Source organism: Gordonia sp. 852002-50816_SCH5313054-c (assembly GCF_001665925.1).
Classification (GTDB): domain Bacteria; phylum Actinomycetota; class Actinomycetes; order Mycobacteriales; family Mycobacteriaceae; genus Gordonia; species Gordonia jacobaea.
The window spans coordinates 16,302-32,415 of the sequence record NZ_LZTE01000038.1 but is presented as its reverse complement, the minus strand read 5'-3'; the positions used below and the strand labels follow the sequence as shown (position 1 = coordinate 32,415).

The 16,114-nt window shown below is 65.9% G+C and carries 16 protein-coding genes and 1 pseudogene; 12 read left to right on the top strand and 5 right to left on the bottom strand.

Annotated features, from left to right (window positions below; translation table 11 throughout):
- Nucleotides 1–65: 65 nt before the first annotated feature.
- Both A5788_RS09870 and A5788_RS23505 read right to left on the bottom strand, forming a co-directional pair.
- The gene (locus A5788_RS09870; RefSeq protein WP_082937829.1) at nucleotides 66–590 is read right to left on the bottom strand and encodes a hypothetical protein; all 525 of its coding nucleotides are present in this window, start codon (nucleotides 588–590) and stop codon (nucleotides 66–68) included.
- Nucleotides 553–1,239 carry a helicase associated domain-containing protein gene (locus tag A5788_RS23505; RefSeq protein WP_231894074.1) on the bottom strand — a complete coding sequence of 229 codons (687 nt, stop codon included), beginning with the start codon at nucleotides 1,237–1,239 and terminating at the stop codon, nucleotides 553–555. Before A5788_RS23505 ends, A5788_RS09870 begins: the two co-directional genes overlap by 38 nt.
- A 277-nt stretch (nucleotides 1,240–1,516) precedes the next feature.
- Between A5788_RS23505 and A5788_RS09860 the strand changes: the two genes are divergently transcribed.
- The 6 genes from A5788_RS09860 to A5788_RS09835 all read left to right on the top strand — a co-directional run bounded on the left by A5788_RS09860 (nucleotide 1,517) and on the right by A5788_RS09835 (nucleotide 6,289).
- Complete coding sequence (locus A5788_RS09860; protein ID WP_064865062.1) at nucleotides 1,517–1,999, top strand: hypothetical protein; 483 nt, start codon at nucleotides 1,517–1,519, stop codon at nucleotides 1,997–1,999.
- On the top strand, nucleotides 1,996–2,796 hold the full coding sequence (locus tag A5788_RS09855; protein ID WP_064865056.1) for a zeta toxin family protein: 801 nt from the start codon (nucleotides 1,996–1,998) through the stop codon (nucleotides 2,794–2,796). Before A5788_RS09860 ends, A5788_RS09855 begins: the two co-directional genes overlap by 4 nt.
- A 312-nt stretch (nucleotides 2,797–3,108) precedes the next feature.
- Nucleotides 3,109–4,158, top strand: a complete 1,050-nt coding sequence (locus tag A5788_RS09850; RefSeq protein ID WP_156525480.1) for a hypothetical protein — start codon at nucleotides 3,109–3,111, stop codon at nucleotides 4,156–4,158.
- A gap of 459 nt (nucleotides 4,159–4,617) precedes the next feature.
- Nucleotides 4,618–4,983 (top strand): hypothetical protein, encoded by a 366-nt coding sequence (locus A5788_RS24580; RefSeq protein WP_442902926.1) that lies wholly within the window; start codon nucleotides 4,618–4,620, stop codon nucleotides 4,981–4,983.
- 505 nt (nucleotides 4,984–5,488) lie between these two features.
- A complete protein-coding gene (locus A5788_RS09840) occupies nucleotides 5,489–5,932 on the top strand; it encodes a hypothetical protein (protein WP_231894176.1) in 444 nt (147 codons plus the stop codon).
- 27 nt (nucleotides 5,933–5,959) lie between these two features.
- Nucleotides 5,960–6,289, top strand: coding sequence for a hypothetical protein (locus A5788_RS09835; RefSeq protein WP_005195283.1), 330 nt, complete (start codon nucleotides 5,960–5,962; stop codon nucleotides 6,287–6,289).
- Between the two features lie 53 nt (nucleotides 6,290–6,342).
- Here A5788_RS09835 and A5788_RS09830 read toward each other — a convergent pair whose 3' ends face one another.
- Together A5788_RS09830 and A5788_RS09825 are read right to left on the bottom strand one after the other, a co-directional pair.
- Entirely contained in the window at nucleotides 6,343–6,723 is a 381-nt protein-coding gene (locus A5788_RS09830; RefSeq protein WP_005180013.1) for a BlaI/MecI/CopY family transcriptional regulator, read from the bottom strand.
- 47 nt (nucleotides 6,724–6,770) lie between these two features.
- Nucleotides 6,771–7,712, bottom strand: coding sequence for a sensor histidine kinase (locus A5788_RS09825; RefSeq protein WP_231894175.1), 942 nt, complete (start codon nucleotides 7,710–7,712; stop codon nucleotides 6,771–6,773).
- Here A5788_RS09825 and A5788_RS09820 point away from each other — a divergent pair.
- The 6 genes and pseudogenes from A5788_RS09820 to A5788_RS09795 all read left to right on the top strand — a co-directional run.
- A pseudogene (locus tag A5788_RS09820) lies at nucleotides 7,657–8,622 on the top strand (MFS transporter); the annotation flags it as partial. The gene A5788_RS09825 and the pseudogene A5788_RS09820 overlap by 56 nt on opposite strands.
- Before the next feature lie 103 nt (nucleotides 8,623–8,725).
- The gene (locus tag A5788_RS09815) at nucleotides 8,726–8,932 is read left to right on the top strand and encodes a heavy-metal-associated domain-containing protein (protein ID WP_005195294.1); all 207 of its coding nucleotides are present in this window, start codon (nucleotides 8,726–8,728) and stop codon (nucleotides 8,930–8,932) included.
- Between the two features lie 92 nt (nucleotides 8,933–9,024).
- Entirely contained in the window at nucleotides 9,025–9,984 is a 960-nt protein-coding gene (locus A5788_RS09810) for a hypothetical protein (protein ID WP_007239618.1), read from the top strand.
- 61 nt (nucleotides 9,985–10,045) lie between these two features.
- Entirely contained in the window at nucleotides 10,046–12,403 is a 2,358-nt protein-coding gene (locus A5788_RS09805; protein ID WP_064869727.1) for a heavy metal translocating P-type ATPase, read from the top strand.
- A complete protein-coding gene (locus tag A5788_RS09800; RefSeq protein WP_007239617.1) occupies nucleotides 12,400–14,562 on the top strand; it encodes a copper-translocating P-type ATPase in 2,163 nt (720 codons plus the stop codon). Before A5788_RS09805 ends, A5788_RS09800 begins: the two co-directional genes overlap by 4 nt.
- Entirely contained in the window at nucleotides 14,559–14,906 is a 348-nt protein-coding gene (locus A5788_RS09795) for a metal-sensitive transcriptional regulator (protein ID WP_005195356.1), read from the top strand. Before A5788_RS09800 ends, A5788_RS09795 begins: the two co-directional genes overlap by 4 nt.
- A 22-nt stretch (nucleotides 14,907–14,928) precedes the next feature.
- Here the strand turns inward: A5788_RS09795 and A5788_RS09790 are convergent, their stop codons facing one another.
- Entirely contained in the window at nucleotides 14,929–15,864 is a 936-nt protein-coding gene (locus A5788_RS09790) for a M23 family metallopeptidase (protein ID WP_005179985.1), read from the bottom strand.
- Nucleotides 15,865–16,114: the final 250 nt, after the last annotated feature.

Here is a 16,114-nt window from a genome sequence, read left to right as displayed (position 1 = left end):
ATCGGCCCTGTGTCTGCGCTTCTGTGCAGACACAGGGCCGACCACGTCTAGGTAGCTGGTAGCGCTCAGGCTGAGAGCATCCCGTGGGGGTCGATGATGAATTTGTTCGGCGAGCCCTGGTCGAAGGTCTCGTAGGCGGCGGGCGCCTCGTCGAGGCTGATGACCTGGGTGTTGAGCATTGCGCTGAGGTAGGGCATGCGGTCCCAGAGGATGGCCATCATCAGTTCGCGGTTGTAGTGCATGATCGGTGCCTGCCCTGCCGTCACGCGTGGCGACTTGATCCAGGCCTTACCGAAGTCGATCGGATAGGTGCCCTGTTGCTCATCCTTCGACGCGGCAAGTGGGTCGGGTCCATAGACGCCGATAACGCCGGTAGCTCCGCCGGCCCTGGTGGCGTCGAGGACCTGGTTGATCGCGTTTGCGGGGTCCATGGACTGCGCGTCGGCACCGATACCGTGGGCTTCGGTGCCGACATAGTCGACGGCGCAATCGACCATGGGTTCGCCGAGGATTGCCTCGATCTGGTCGGTGAGGGGGATGTCTTGACTGAGATCAATTGTCTCGCAGCCGTTGCTTTTGACCAGGTCCAACCGGTCTTGATGGTAGTCGCCGACGATGATGCACGAGGCCCCGAGCAGTCGTGCCGCCGCGGCTCCGCAGCGCCCGACGGGGCCGGCGCCGGCGATGTAGACGGTGGATCCGCTCGGACGATAGCCTGCCCAGCCGGTAGTCGGTGCGGCGGCTGTCGACCCAGGCGCCGATCCGAAAGTCGCCGATCGTTGCGTGGCGAGCCGGCGAACTCGATCCATGCGCAGCGACGTAGCGGTGCAGGTGTGCGATCCCGGCGTCGAACCGCCGATTGTCCGCACGACGGCGGCCAGCGGTCGGGGAGTCGTGCTCGCTGGGCACGAGGTCACCGCCTGCTCTTCGTGGCGGCGGGCCGTACCGTCCACCGCCAGTCCGGGAACTCGGTTTCGATGCGACGATCCGCTCGGCCGACAGATGGCCCCGCCGGTACTCGGCACGGCGGTTGACGACCCACTGACCGATCGCGAACCCGTCGATCGTCGCGTCGCGCAGTGGCGAGCTCGATCCATGCTCAGCGGCGTAGCGGTGCAGGTGGGCGATCCCGGTGTCGAAGAGACGGTCGTAGGCATTACCGCGGCTGGTCGAGCGAGACTGATGCTCTTTCGGCGTTGCGGGACAGCCTGTTTCAGGTCGGTCTATGCGGGGGTCCACTCGACGGCCGCCTCGACGACGTTGCGGCCGCGTCGAGTTCGATGGGGTGCGGCATCTGTTGATGCCGGTCCGGTTGCTCGGCGCCGAGCCCGACGTAGCCCACCCGCGGGCGCACGCGGTGAACTTACCACCACCACCAACGAAGTGCTCCTGGCCTACACCGGCCTGCGCGCCACGTGCTGAGGACCGAGCCGGGAGCCTAGAGATCGGGGTCTACGTGGGAGTATACTGATTGCATAAGCTTTGAATCGCGGTTTGCACGAGAATGGGGAACGCGATGGCGACGAAGATCAAGCCTCCGAAGATCGCTGAGCTGCGGAGGATCGGCGCGCGGCGACGGCTTGCCGTCCGCCAGGAGCGCCAGGCCATCATTAACGCGGCCCTGGGTGGTTTGAACCAGAAACTCATCGCGGACTCTCTGGACGTGTCGCAGCCGCACATCAGCCGCACGCTGAAAGCGGCCAAGCGGGAGAACGCCGGGACGTTGCGAGAGATCCCGCCCACGGCCTTGGACATCATCGATGAGCGTGACGCCGGCGATATCAGTGACGAACAGATGATGCAGACACTCAAGGAACTCGACTACACCGACGGGCATGTCCCTGAGGTCAATGGTGTCGCCACCGACGCCTATGTGCGGGGTAGCTGGGACGACATCGAGTTCGCTTTCCAGCGCGACCGGCTCACCTTCGAGGAGTACTCCGAGTTGTTCGCAGCTCGCCGCGACCGGCAGCGCAACGCTGCATCTGACGACGGGTGAGTGCTGCTGATGAGCTGCGTGACGCGGTAGCCGCCGAACTTGCTGCCCTGACTGCAAACGGCGGCCCCGCGGGTACCAAGAGTCCCCGCGCCACCTATGAGCAATTCGCGGACGATCCGAACCGCGCCCGGGTGCGCAAGGAGATCATCACTGACTACCTCGCCGACGAGCTGGCGCCTGGCGGGGGCGTGCGTGAGGCGGTGATCACCGCCGGCGTTCCGGGCGCGGGCAAGTCGACGGCGGTCAACGCGATCCTGGGACCGGAGGCATCGCAGTACCGTCGCGTGGACGCCGACAAGATCAAAGACACACTGCTCGAGCACGCGGTCATCAGCGATCTCTATGCGGACCTGCTGGGAAAACGGCTCGCTGACGGTAAGCCCGTGGCGCCGCGCGAGCTGGCGGCGCTGGTGCACGTCGAGTCGACCCAGATCTCCGATGCGGTGCGCCGCCACGTCCTCACGAACGGCGAGCCGATCATCATCGAGGGCACCCTGACGTGGTCCGGGCTGGGGGACATTCTGCTCACCGAGCTCCAGGACGCCGGCTACACCCACGTCCGGGTGATCCTGGTTGAGGTGCCCGAACATGTCGCGCAGGATCGTGCCTTGGATCGATGGTGGCAGGTGCGCCGCGACGGAGGCGACCCGCTCGGTGGGCGCTTCACCCCGCCCGACGTCATCGCCAGCTACTACGGGCCCGACGGGCACAGCGTGTCCCGTGCCAACGCAGAGACGCTTGTCCGTGGTGCCGCCGACTACGACCTCACAGCCGAGCTGGAGGAGTGGTCGGAGTGACGACGGCGGCCGCGACACTCGGGCCAGGGAATACAGGACCCCAAACTGTGATGTAGAACACATGCGAGTGGTGGTCGAAATCGCAGGTTCTCCCACCTAAGAGGTAGGAGGTCGACACAAACCGAAGCGACCTCCCTCGAGACACGAAGGAGAACCCGCGAGATGACCGACCACATCGAACCCAGCGACGACGGCACACAGGACCCGGACCAGAACCTCGGCCAGGGTGCTGCCGAGACCGAAGGGCCTGCCGACCCGCCTACGACCCGCCCTGATTACCGGGCTGCGTCGCGAAGTCCGATCACGCCGGGCATGGATGCCGCGACCCGTGGCCTCCTTCGCCAGTTCATCGCGAGCCCGGCCTACGACGACGTCCTGCGAACGATCCGCCGGCACGCGATGCCCGAGACCCCGAAGCTGCTGCCCGATGTGGTGGTGCCGAAGGTGTTCCCGGATGTCGTGGTGCCCAAGCTGCTCCCGCCGATGCCGAAGATGTTGCCGGATGTGGTGTTGCCGCAGGTGGACGTGCAGAAGCTGTTCAACGACGTCTCTCCGCAGGTGCACGCTGTCGGTGCGATGAAGATCAACTCGTTGCTGCCCAAGATCGGGTTGCCGCACCAGGCCCAGGTCGCCGCGGTCGCGCGGTCGGTGTCGGAGATGGTCAGCGGTCACCTCGTGATCCCGGACTTGTCGGCGGGGCTCCTCGGCGGCGGCGTGCTGGCCGGGTTGCAGGAGAGCATCGGTTCGTTGTTCCGGGACTGGCACACCCTGGCCTGGGCCGGTCACCGTCTCGCACGGCTCGCACTGTGGGCAGCGCGCGGCGCCCGTAACGCGGTCCTGCACGGTGACACCGAGGCGGTGAAGGCCTTCGCCCGGGATTGGTTGGAGTTCGCGCGGCTGCCCGCGACGATGCTCGAGGCGGTCATCGCCGCTCTGCTCGAGCCGGGCTGGGATACGACGCCGATGGACGACGACACGCTGATCAAGCATCTGCGTGCGCGCAGCAAGGCCAACCACAACCTGTGGCGCCCGAGCGACGAGACCCAGATCGGTGGCCGGCTCGTGCAGCCCTTCGACGCGCGGGTGACCGCCGATGGGCCCAGCCTCCTGGATATCACCCCGGCCCCGGATACGAAGCTCGCCGAGACCTACACCGACCCTTGGCTCCGGGACGTTCTGAGCCACTTCACCGACATCGAGATCGCCATCATCGAGGTGCATGCCGACGGTGGGTGCACCTGGGCCTCGGCCGCGACCCTGTGCGGTCAGCCCACCGAACTCGGGGAGAGCATCCGCCGGCGCCTGAACCGCCGCAAGGCGCAGGTCGAAGCCCGCCGCGGACCCCGAACAGCTGCGAGCTAGGCCCCTGGCATCTACCCATTGGGTAGCCCCCGCGATGGGCGGGATGGCTTCGGCTATCCCGCCCATCGCGGGTGGGCCCCAGCATTCGACACGCAGATCGCGTGGACAGTCCGGGCTGTCCTACACAACTGGCAAGATCGGTGCATCCGACGCCACTCCGCAGGTCATCGGGTTGAACTCCGTGGCAACGCGGCCCGGCCTCAAGCGCTGGGCCTCGCGTCAAAGTTGTGTCGCTTGCTCGAATGCCGCTGCGAAACAATGGTGTTCGTGACCGCGGTCAGGATCAGGAGGAGTGGCGAGTTGATGCATCTGATGCAGTATGCAGTGGCTTACTGGTAATCCTGCGTATTCGATCGCTGCATATTCGCACCCAGGTGCACAGCCTGGCCGCGCGGCAGCGTTGTATTCAATAGCGAGGCGCGGCAGCGAGGGACAGGGTTCGGCGAGTACCGACACCGGATGCGTGAGGGCGATTTGGGACCGTTGCAAGTCTGGGTTTCTGACGTGTGTACGCAAGCGTTCGCCTCGCAAGCCCACGCCCAGTCAGGTTCTCGACGCTCAGTCCGACGCCGACGGGGACGAGCAGGATTTCGTCGAAACTGTCGCGGCATTCTGGGACGAGGAAGAAGTCCAGATCGATGTGAAGCACTCCTTGAGACAGACGGTTCGGAAGCTTGGGTCTTCCAGGAGGTGCGGCCGTCATGGCTCGATCCTCTCGATAGACTTTGCAACCACAACGTATCGCCGTTTCACTCATCGGACAGGGCGGGCGGTGGTCTAGCTGCGATTCATCTGCTGCAATATGCAGTGGTTTACTTGACATAATCATCGTTATCGGCGAAACATGTTGCCGCGCTGCATGATTCGTCACCAGTGACGAAACGATGCGCCACAGTTGTTGCCCGAGCGCTCCGGGCAGTTCGTCGGCGTAGGTGGGCGCGCCGTCGATGCTGTCGGAGGCCGCGGCTGCTGCGTCGGCGGGCAGATTGTCGGGAAGGGAGGACTCGATGCTGCTGCGATAGGCCGCTGTTCCGACGCTGCCGAGGACTGCGACCCCGAGCGAGCGGCCCAGGGTTCCTCGCCTCGGGAGGCCTCGGTCCATCCATGGGGTAGAGCTGCTCCCCCTCCGCTCAGCGTCCTCCGGCTCATCTGAACTACTATTTGGAATAGTTTCAAGATGGCTGTTGGAGGTGCGGTGATCGCAAGCGTTGTGGCCCAAGGGGCACTCTTGGGGCTGTTCGGTGCGGTCGTAGCGTGTGGTGTCGCCGCTGCCCGTCGGCCGGGTCGAGGTGGGGAGGCTTGGCGGGCGCTCGTTTCGAGTGCGCTTGCTGTGAGTGCGGCCGGCGGCGTGATGGTGGTTGCTCCCCAGGGCTTTTTCGCGGCGGCGATCGTGTTGGCGCTGCTCTGTGTTGGGGCGTTCATGCTGTTTTCTGCTCGTCTGCACGGCGCGTCGTTGGCGGTGATGGTGGACTCGCTCGTGTGGATGGCCTCGGCGATGTGGGTGTTCATCGTGTTCGCCGCCACGGGCGGGCCGATCGAGGGTGGTGTGGTGCCTGCTGATCCGATTGCCGAACTGGCGTTGAGGGCCGAGCTCAATCGACCCCCGAGGTGGGTCCGTACTGGCAGTGTGATCGCGATTTTCGGTCTGGTGGCCGCGATAGTCTTCCGCCTGGCCCGGCCGGCCTCCTGTGGTGATTGCTTCGAGACCCTCGTTCCCGGCGCCCACGCCCGATGGCCACAAAATACGAAGGTGGTTAGTAGAAGTGGGGTGTGATGCGGGTGTGCGGGGAGGTGGTGAGGCATGACTGACGGTGTCGCGGTGCGGCGTGCGGGTCGGTTCGGCCCGCGCGGTCCTGCCCGTACGATCTCCCGTGCGGTGGGTCTTGCTGTGGTGATGTTTGAGGCGGTGGCCGCGTTCTGGCTGGTGATGCTGCTCCGAACGTCGGATCTCGTGCCATCCGACCCCCGCTCAGGAGTCGGGCGCGGTGATCCGGTTGAGCTGCGGGTGCTGACCGCTGTGGATGTGCACGACTGGGTGTCGGCTCTGAGTGCTGCGGCCTTCGCTGCGGGTGTGGCCGGTGCGCTGGTGGCGCGTCTACTCCCAGCAGTCAAGGGGCGCGCGACCGGTTGAGTAGTCGGGCCTGGGCCTCGCCGGAGTTTCCCTTGTCGGAGGGTTTCTATGGCTTAGGCTTTGGTGCCGCCGCCGCGGGTGTGGCGAGGTTTAAGGGTGAGGTATTCGCTGAGCACTTCACGCTCGGCGGGTGTCACGGTCTGGGCGAAGTGCATCAGTACTGCCGCGGAGTCCCCGCTGGCGTCGAGGACTTGACGCAAGGTGCGTGAGGTGGCCTCTTCACGGGTCTGCATGGGGAAGTACCGGTAGGCGCGGCTGACTTTTTCTCGACCGACGAACCCTTTTTTGTGCAGGTTGGTGACGACGGTGAGCACTGTGGTGTAGGCCGGTTCGCGGTCGTGGAGTTCCTCGACTAGGTCGTGCACCGACATCGCCGCACCGGCTGACCACAGCACGTCCATCACTGCGCGTTCCAGTGAACCCAGCCCAGTCATTTTCACCCACCATCTCTAGATGCGGGTCAATCTTACGACGGACTACCTCAGTTAGTAGCTTGGTCCCGTTGGAGCGCATCGGCAGCGCCGCGACGCGGGCGGTGTTTGAAGGCCACGGAGAATTCGGTTCCAGGGGTGCTGCGGTGGATGTGACGTCGGGTGGTGGTCGGCAACGTGATGGTGAAGGTGGCTCCGTGTCCGGCTCCCAGGCTTTCGGCGAGCAAGGTGCCCCCATGGTCTTCGACGATAGAGCGGGCGATGGTGAGGCCGATTCCGCTGCCGCCGGCGTCTCTGGTGCGTGAGGAGTCGGTGCGGTAGAAGCGGTCGAAGATGTGTGGAAGGTGTTGAGGGGGAATGCCGTCACCGCAGTCGACGACGCTGATGCGCACCGCGTGTGCCGGGGCGGTGTCGGCTTTCACTACGACTCGCTGGCCCGGGGAGCTGTGTCGCAGCGCGTTGGTGAGCAGATTGAGCAGTACTTGGCTCATTCGTTCGGCGTCGACATGGATGTGTACGCGCGCGGCGGTGGTGACGATGCCTAGCGTGACTTTGGCGTCGGTGAACAGGTCGGCGGCTTCTTCGTAGGTCGCGATGAGCAGTTCGTTGACAGTGATCGTCGCCGGGTGGAGGGGCATCTGATGCTCGTCGGCGCTGGATACGGTCGCGATGTCCTCGGCGAGACGCTGCAGGCGGGTGGTGGCGGTGCGCACGACGTCAAAGGTCTGTGAGTCGGGAGCCCGGATTCCGTCTTCGATGGCGTCGGTGATCGCGCCGATGGTGGTCAGTGGGGTGCGCAGTTCGTGGGCAAGGTCTGACAGCATCCGCTTACGGATGTCGTCTTGTGAATCCAGCCGTTGTGCAAGTTGGTTGATAGCTCGGCTGAGCTGGGTGAACTCGGTGCCGAGCTGGCGATCGGGTACGCGCGTGCGGTAGTTGCCGGCGATCCTGATCGCCTCGGCGGCAACGGGATTCGCCGGGGCGCTGTTCAACCCCGCCGTACGGGCCTACCTGGCCGCCGACGCCGGTGAGCGCCGCATCGAAGCATTCGCCGTGTTCAACGTGTTCTACCAGGCCGGGATCCTGCTCGGGCCGCTGGTCGGACTAGCCCTGACCGCCCTGGACTTCCGGCTCACCTCTCTCTGTGCGGCAGCAGTTTTCGCGGTCCTGACCCTCGTGCAGATCAAAGCGCTACCCGCAACAACACCGGCGCCGAGCAGCACCTCAATCATTCAGGACTGGCGCAGCGTCGTCCGTAACCGGCGATTCCTGCTGTTCGCTGCGGCGATGGCCAGCTCTTACGTGCTGTCCTTCCAGGTCTACCTCGCCCTGCCCCTACATGCCGACCGCATAGCAGACAACCCCACCCTCGCCACCAGTGTTGTCACCGCAATGTTCGTGGTGACCGGTCTGGTGGCCATCGCCGGCCAGCTACGCATCACCACATGGTTCGGCAACCGCTGGGGCAGCACCGGCAGCCTGAGCGTGGGAATGACGCTGATGGCTGCAGCTTTCCTGCCCCTAGTCGCCAGCACCGCAACGCATCAGCGCAACATCGCCCTCAACATCGCCGCCCTGCTACTCACCGCAGCTCTGCTCGCCGCCGCCACCGCAGCAGTGTTCCCATTCGAAATGGACACGGTGGTGGGACTGGCCCGCGGCACGCTTGTCGCCACCCACTACGGGCTCTACAACACCATCGTCGGGATCGGGATTCTGCTCGGCAACGCCGCGACCGGGTGGCTGTTCAGCGCGGCCACCACCCGCGACATGCCCGAACTGGTGTGGATCGCTCTAGTCCTCACCGGCATGGCGGCGGCGTCTGCCCTGTTGCTGTTGCACCGCCGCGGATGGCTCAGTGTCGCCGCCCCCACCGAAGCTCAGCCCACCACAACCCATTGATTACCCTAGGGGGGTAAGGTATAACGGTGGTGTGGCGAGACGCCACAGCGACAGACCCCCTGAGGGTCGTTGGCACCACTGCTGTACCGAAAGGGCACATCTCATGAGCACATCGACAGTGATCGTCTCCGGAATGACGTGTGGGCACTGCGCGGCGTCGGTGCGTGAAGAAGTCGGCGCACTGGCCGGCGTAACTGACGTCGACGTCGACGTGGCCAGCGGGCGAGTCACCATCTCTAGCTCGGCCCCGATCGAGGCCGACGCGATCCGCGGCGCGATCGAAGAGGCCGGCTACCACCTGGCGCAGTAGCCGACGAGGGGCTGAAGTGTCTGCCCCACTGGCGACTTCAGCCTCTCCCGGGCGGCGTGGGTGTCGCCACCACCGATGACAGGAATCCAGCGATGAATGTTCCAACCAAGCTCGGCGTCTTCGCCGCGGCCCTGCTGATAGTTTTCGCTGCGGCGTACGCCATCGCCGCTGGTGTCGCTCCCGACAGGGCGTCGACCTCCCCGGCTGAGTCCGCCCATGCCGATCACAATGCTGCACCACAGTCGCGAACATCCGCCTCGTCTCCGGGGGCCGATCAGGTTCGCGGAGTTTCGATGGCAGCAGCCGGCTTCATCCTGGGGAATGTGGTGGCACCCCATGCGTCCGGGGTGCAGGCTCCATTGAGCTTTGAGATCCTCGATGCCGCCGGGACCGCGGTCACCGACTTCGCCACCGAGCACGACAAGCAGCTGCACCTGATCGTCGTCCGCGCGGATGGCACCCACTTCCGACACGTGCACCCCACCCTCTCGCCCGAAGGGCGCTGGACGCTGCCCTGGCAGTGGGCGACGGGAGGCAGCTACCGGATCTACGCCGACTTCGTGCCCGCCGCCACCGGCCAACCCCTCACCCTCACCAGCACCGTCGAAGTCAGCGGTGACTACCAGCCGGCCCCACCCACCGCCGAATCACGACAGTCATCCGTCGACGGGTTCGACATCGAGCTGGCCGGTCATCTGCGCGCGGGCGCCGAGTCCGAACTGACCGTCACCGTGCGCCGAGCAGGACAACCGGTTACCACCCTGCAGCCGTATCTGGGCGCTTTCGGTCACTTGGTGGCCCTGCGTCAAGGCGACCTGGCCTACCTGCATGTTCACCCTGAGGGCGTGGCACCGACCGCCGGTCAACTAGCGGGACCACAGGTCCGCTTCGCCACCACCGCCCCCACCCCGGGCCGCTATCTGCTCTACCTCGACTTCCAGGTCGACGGCGCTGTGCACACCGCCACCTTCGTTCTCGATGCCCCCACCGGCACCCCTGCCCCGACACCTGACTCCACGGCCCCCTCGGCCGATCCGCACGCCGGACACTAACTCGCTGACCAGCGCCACCCGGGGCATTGCGCCGAGGCATTCACCCACGAGGAACTCCCCCATGACCACCTCAGCTCCGATCCACCCACCTGCGGCCACCGCCGAGCAGACAGGCGCCGTCGATGTCGAACTCGCCGTGTCGGGCATGACGTGTGCATCGTGCGCGGCACGCATCGAACGCACACTGAACAAACTCGACGGAGTGAGCGCCTCGGTGAACTACGCCACCGAAAAAGCTCACGTCAGCGCACCCGCCGGTGTCGACCCACACCTGCTGATCGAGACCATCGAACAGGCCGGATACCACGCTGCGCTGCCCGCCACTCCCACCAAAGGTGCCGCCCCCGACGATGACCCTTCGGACGACGACGGGGAGCTCGTGGCCTTGCGTCACCGACTGATCGGTGCGGTGGTTCTCTCGGTACCGGTGATCGCGCTGGCAATGGTCCCGGCGTTGCAGTTCACCTACTGGCAGTGGGCGTCGTTGACGTTGGCCGCGCCAGTGATCGTGTGGGCGGCATGGCCGTTTCATCGCGCCGCGTTGCTCAACCTGCGCCACGGTGCGGCCACCATGGACACCCTCATCTCGGTCGGCACCACCGCGGCGCTGTTGTGGTCGTTGTATGCGTTGTTCTTCGGCACCGCCGGACAACCAGGCATGACCCACGGATTCACCCTGACGGTCAGCGCTTCTGACGGTGCAGGCAACATCTACCTTGAGGTAGCCGCGGGGGTCACGATGTTCGTCCTGGCCGGCCGATACTTCGAGAAGCGGTCCAAACGGCGCGCCGGTGCGGCGTTGCGGGCCTTGTTGGAGCTGGGCGCCAAAGACGTCACAGTGATCAGGGACGGCCACCAGCATCGGATCCCGATCGGCGAGCTCGCCATTGACGACGAGTTCAATGTGCGCCCCGGCGAGAAGATCGCCAGCGACGGTGTGGTGGTGTCCGGCACCTCGGCAGTCGATGCCAGCATGGTCACCGGCGAGTCGATGCCAGTCCAGGTCGCCCCCGCCGACACCGTGACCGGCGGAACGGTCAACGCCGGCGGGCACCTGCGGGTGCGGGCGACCCGCGTGGGAGCGGACACCCAACTCGCGCAAATGGCCGCGATGGTCGAACGCGCCCAGACCGGCAAAGCCCACGCCCAGCGACTGGCCGACCGGATCTCAAGTGTCTTCGTGCCGGTGGTCATCGCCGTCGCCATCGCTGTCCTCGGCGCGTGGATCGGCGCCGGCTATCCCCTGCAAGCGGCGTTCACCGCCGCGGTCGCTGTGCTGATCATCGCCTGCCCCTGCGCTCTGGGACTGGCCACCCCGACCGCACTTCTGGTCGGTACCGGCCGCGGAGCCCAACTCGGCATCGTGATCAAAGGCCCCGAAGTCCTGGAATCCACCCGAACCGTCGACACCGTTGTCCTCGACAAAACCGGCACGGTCACCACGGGACAGATGACACTCGTCCAGGTCACCACTGCTCCCTCCACCACTCGCGAAGACGTGCTCGCCCTCGCGGGGGCGGTGGAGAATGCCTCCGAGCACCCCGTCGCGGCCGCCCTCGCTGCTGGTGCAGCCGCCGAAGTCGGGCCGCTCGACGAGGTCGACGACTTCCGCAACTTCGAAGGTCGAGGCGTGCGCGGTCTGGTCCAGGGACGTGTGGTCACCGTCGGGCGTCCGACGCTGCTGGCCGAACACGGCATCGCCGTGGATGACCCTCACCTCAACGAGGCGCAGACCGCCGCCGAAGAAGCCGGACAGACCGCCGTACTCGTCGCCTGGGACGGCCGCGCCCATGCGGTCCTGGCGGTCGCCGATGCGATCAAACCCACCAGCGCACACGCCATCGCCCGGCTCGCCGCACTGGGTATGACGCCCATCCTGTTGACCGGCGACAACCAGACCGTCGCCGATGCCGTGGCCGCTGAGGTCGGTATCGACACCGTCATCGCTAACGTCTTGCCGGCCGACAAAGCCGCCGTCATCACCGACCTGCAATCCGACGGCAAGGTTGTGGCCATGATCGGCGACGGCGTCAACGACGCCGCTGCCCTGGCCCACGCCGATCTCGGGCTGGCGATGGGCACCGGCACCGACGCCGCCATGCATGCCGCTGACATCACCCTGGTCCGCGGCGACCTCAACGCTGCCGCCGACGCGATCGCCTTGGCACGCACCACTCTGAAAACGATCAAAATGAACCTGTTCTGGGCATTCGCCTACAACGTCGCCGCGATACCGCTGGCCGCGCTGGGACTGCTCAACCCCATGCTGGCTGGGGCCGCCATGGCGTTGTCCAGCGTGTTCGTCGTCAGCAACAGCCTGCGGCTGCGCGCCTTCACCAGCCCGCCCCACTCATCGTCCACAGTTCCACCCACCAACCCCTCGACGTATACCCCCCAGGGGTATAAGGTAGCGGCATGAACGAGCACTCTTCCCCTGAGCACGTCGGTCACGACGCCGCCGATGAACGCCACCACGGCCAACTCGCCGCAGCGTCACACAACCACCACGATCACCATGCTGAGCGCGCCCGCGCAGACCATGATCACGCTGGGCATGGGGGGCATGGTGATCACGTCGGGCAGTTCCGGCGGCTGTTCTGGATCATGCTGGCCCTGGCTGTGCCGGTCGTGGCCTTTTCGCCCATGTTCGCGATGCTCATCGGCTATGACCTACCCGATGGTGAAGTGTTGAAGTGGGTCTCACCGGTGCTGGGTACGGTGATGTACTGCTGGGGTGGGCGGCCGTTCCTGGTAGGCGCCTATTCAGAACTGCGGTCGCGTGCACCGGGAATGATGCTGTTGATCGCCTTGGCGATCACGGTGGCCTTCGTGGCGTCCTGGGGTGCGAGCATCGGTGTGTTGCATCACGAACTGGACTTCTGGTGGGAACTGGCGCTGCTCATCGTGATCATGCTGTTGGGGCATTGGATCGAGATGCGGTCGCTGGCCCAGACGACCTCGGCCCTGGACTCGCTGGCCGCGCTGTTGCCCGATGAGGCCGAACGCGTCGATGGCGACCAGATCACCACGGTTGCTCCCAGTGAGCTGCAGGTCGGAGATGTGGTGATCGTGCGCCCGGGGGCCAGCGTGCCGGCCGACGGTCGCGTCGTAGACGGCTCGGCCGAGCTCGATGAATCCATGGTCACCGGAGAATCGCGCACGGTGCGCCGCGGCATCGGCGATCAGGTGGTGGCCGGCACGGTGGCCACCGACTCGGGGCTGCGGGTCCAGATCACCGCCACCGGCGATGACACGGCGCTGGCCGGGATTCAGCGCCTGGTGGCAGACGCGCAGAACTCCACCTCCCGCGCCCAGCGGCTGGCCGATTCCGCTGCAGCGCTGCTGTTCTGGTTCGCGCTCGGCTCAGCGATCATCACCGCCATCGTGTGGACGGTCATCGGCCAACCCGACCAGGCGGTGATTCGAACCATCACCGTGCTGGTCATCGCCTGCCCGCACGCACTCGGCTTGGCTATCCCCCTGGTGGTGGCCATTGCCACCGAACGCGCCGCCCGCGGCGGCGTGCTGGTTAAAGACCGGTTGGCACTTGAGGCCATGCGCACTGTGGATGCGGTGCTGTTCGACAAGACCGGAACCCTGACCAAGGGTGAGCCCACGGTCATCGAGATCGCGGCCGCCGACGGCGTCGATGAGGACACCGTGCTCGCCCTGGCCGCCAGCGCCGAAGCCGACAGTGAGCACCCGTTGGCGCGAGCGATTGTCGCAGCTGCCGGAGACCGCGCGCGGCCGGTGCCGGCGGCCACCGACTTCACCTCGTCACCGGCGGTCGGTGTGACCGCTCGCGTCGAGGGCGCCACAGTGCGGGTGGGCGGGCCCCGCATGCTCGAGGAACAGGGCCATCAGGAACTGGCCATCGCTGATCGCTGGCGCGCCGACGGCGCAATCATCCTGCATGTCACCCGCGACACTGAGCTGATTGGAGCTCTCAAACTTGCTGATGAGGTGCGCGGGGAATCCCGCCAAGCCGTCGAGGTGCTGCACGCCCGCGGGGTCGAGGTTGTGATGATTACCGGCGACGCCGAAGCAGTGGCGCACACCGTCGCTCACGACCTCGGTATCGATCGGGTGTTCGCCGGTGTACGGCCGGAAGACAAAGCCAGCAAGGTGGCCGAACTGCAGCACGAAGGCCGCAAGGTGGCGATGGTGGGCGACGGCGTCAACGACGCCCCCGCCCTGGCCCAGGCCGATGTGGGCATCGCGATCGGGGCCGGCACCGACGTCGCGATCGCCTCGGCCGGGGTCATCCTCGCCAGCGACGACCCCCGCTCGGTGCTGTCGGTCATCGAGCTGTCGGACGCCAGCTACCGAAAAATGAAGCAGAACCTGTGGTGGGCAGCGGGATACAACCTGATCTCTGTACCGCTGGCCGCCGGAATTCTCGCGCCCATCGGGTTCGTCCTGCCGATGTCGGTCGGAGCGATTCTGATGTCAGCCTCGACGGTCGTGGTCGCACTCAACGCGCAACTGTTACGCCGACTCGACCTGCAGCCAGGCGCGAGTACAGTGCGTGGACTGCAGCACAACCGGCCGAGATCCATTGAGAAGGTGAGTCCATGACCGCTGCGTCCGCACCGGGACAATCCTCCACCCCGGAAGAATCCTCTGCCTCGGAACACTCTTCCCACGGTTACATCAGCGATAAGGGCAAATACCTGGCCCGTCTCAAGCGCATCGAGGGGCAATCCCGAGGTATCTATCGGATGGTCGATGAGGAGCAGTACTGCATCGACATCCTGACCCAGATTTCGGCGCTGACCAAGGCGCTGGAGGGGGTCGCGCTGGGTTTGCTCGACGACCATCTCACCCACTGTGTGCTCGATGCCGCCCACGCCGGCGGGGACGAGGCGCAGGAGAAGATCGCTGAAGCCTCGGCGGCCATCGCTCGCCTCGTTCGTTCCTGAGCCACCCACCACGCCGGGTTCGTCACAGGCGTGGTTCGCCGACCCACTGCGGCACCACCGGCCCCGGCGCGCGGGCGTCTGCATCAGCGGCCATCGCCAGAACCACCCCGCGATCGGCCAGCCACTGTGCCGGATCGACGTTGACTCCCGTCGGGTCGAGAACCTCGAAATGCAGATGCGGGCCGGTCGAGACCCCACGGTTGCCCACTGTGGCGATCGATTGGCCCATCCGTACTCGCGCGCCCTGCTCGAGCAGATTCTCGTCGTTGTGGCCGTAGGTGGTGATCGTGCCGTCATCGTGCCGGATCCGCATCCACAACCCGAACCCCTCGGCAGGTCCGGAGGTGATGACCTCCCCGTCAGCTACCGCGACAATGGGCGCGCCCAGATCATTGCCGATATCAATGCCCTGATGGCCCCGTCCGTCACCGAAGGTGGACGTGATCTCGCCCGCAGTCGGCGCCACCGCACCGCCACTACCGGGCAGCAGCGGTGTCGGCGTTCCGGGTTCCTGCGGCTGGGGGCCATGCGGCTCGTTCGGATCGTGCGGCACGATTGCGGCGATCAGGGTGGCTACCAGCCGAGCCAGCGGTAACGCGTCGATGATCCGGAACCCGTCTATCGGATCAATGAGCGAAAACGTGCCGAAGCACTGCAGTGCGGCTGCACTGCCCGCATCGCCGACGCTGCCCGACTGGGCCTGAGCGCCCAGGCAGGACGCCGTCTGCGTGATCGGCTTCCCCAAATTCGCCGCCGCGGCACCACCCAAAGCGGCCTTCACCGAGTCCTGCACGATCGCGATCAGCTCCCCGGCCACATGTCCATCGGTCGAGGCCGCCGCCGGTGCGGTGGCAATCACAGGCGCAACGCCCACGCACACCGCCGCTGCCACCCCCAGCGCTTTGGGGCCCCACTGCTGCCCCGCCTTGACCCGTAGCGATGTCAACACCATCTGCATGCGGTCGGACCTTTCCCGCGGACGTCGTAGACCCACGCACGAGTGCCATGCGTGTACCCGCGAGATCACACCACAAGTCACTTGTGCCCCACCAGTCACACGCGGCTCCACTACGAAGCGAACTAATCAGGCATTAGCGGCTTTGTTTGCGCAGTTCACCGCCCGTTTTGTGGGTGCCGGGCAGGCGACTAACTACTATCGGTGTTAGTAGAATTGTTATCGAAGCGCTGCCGGGCGGTAGCGAAGTATC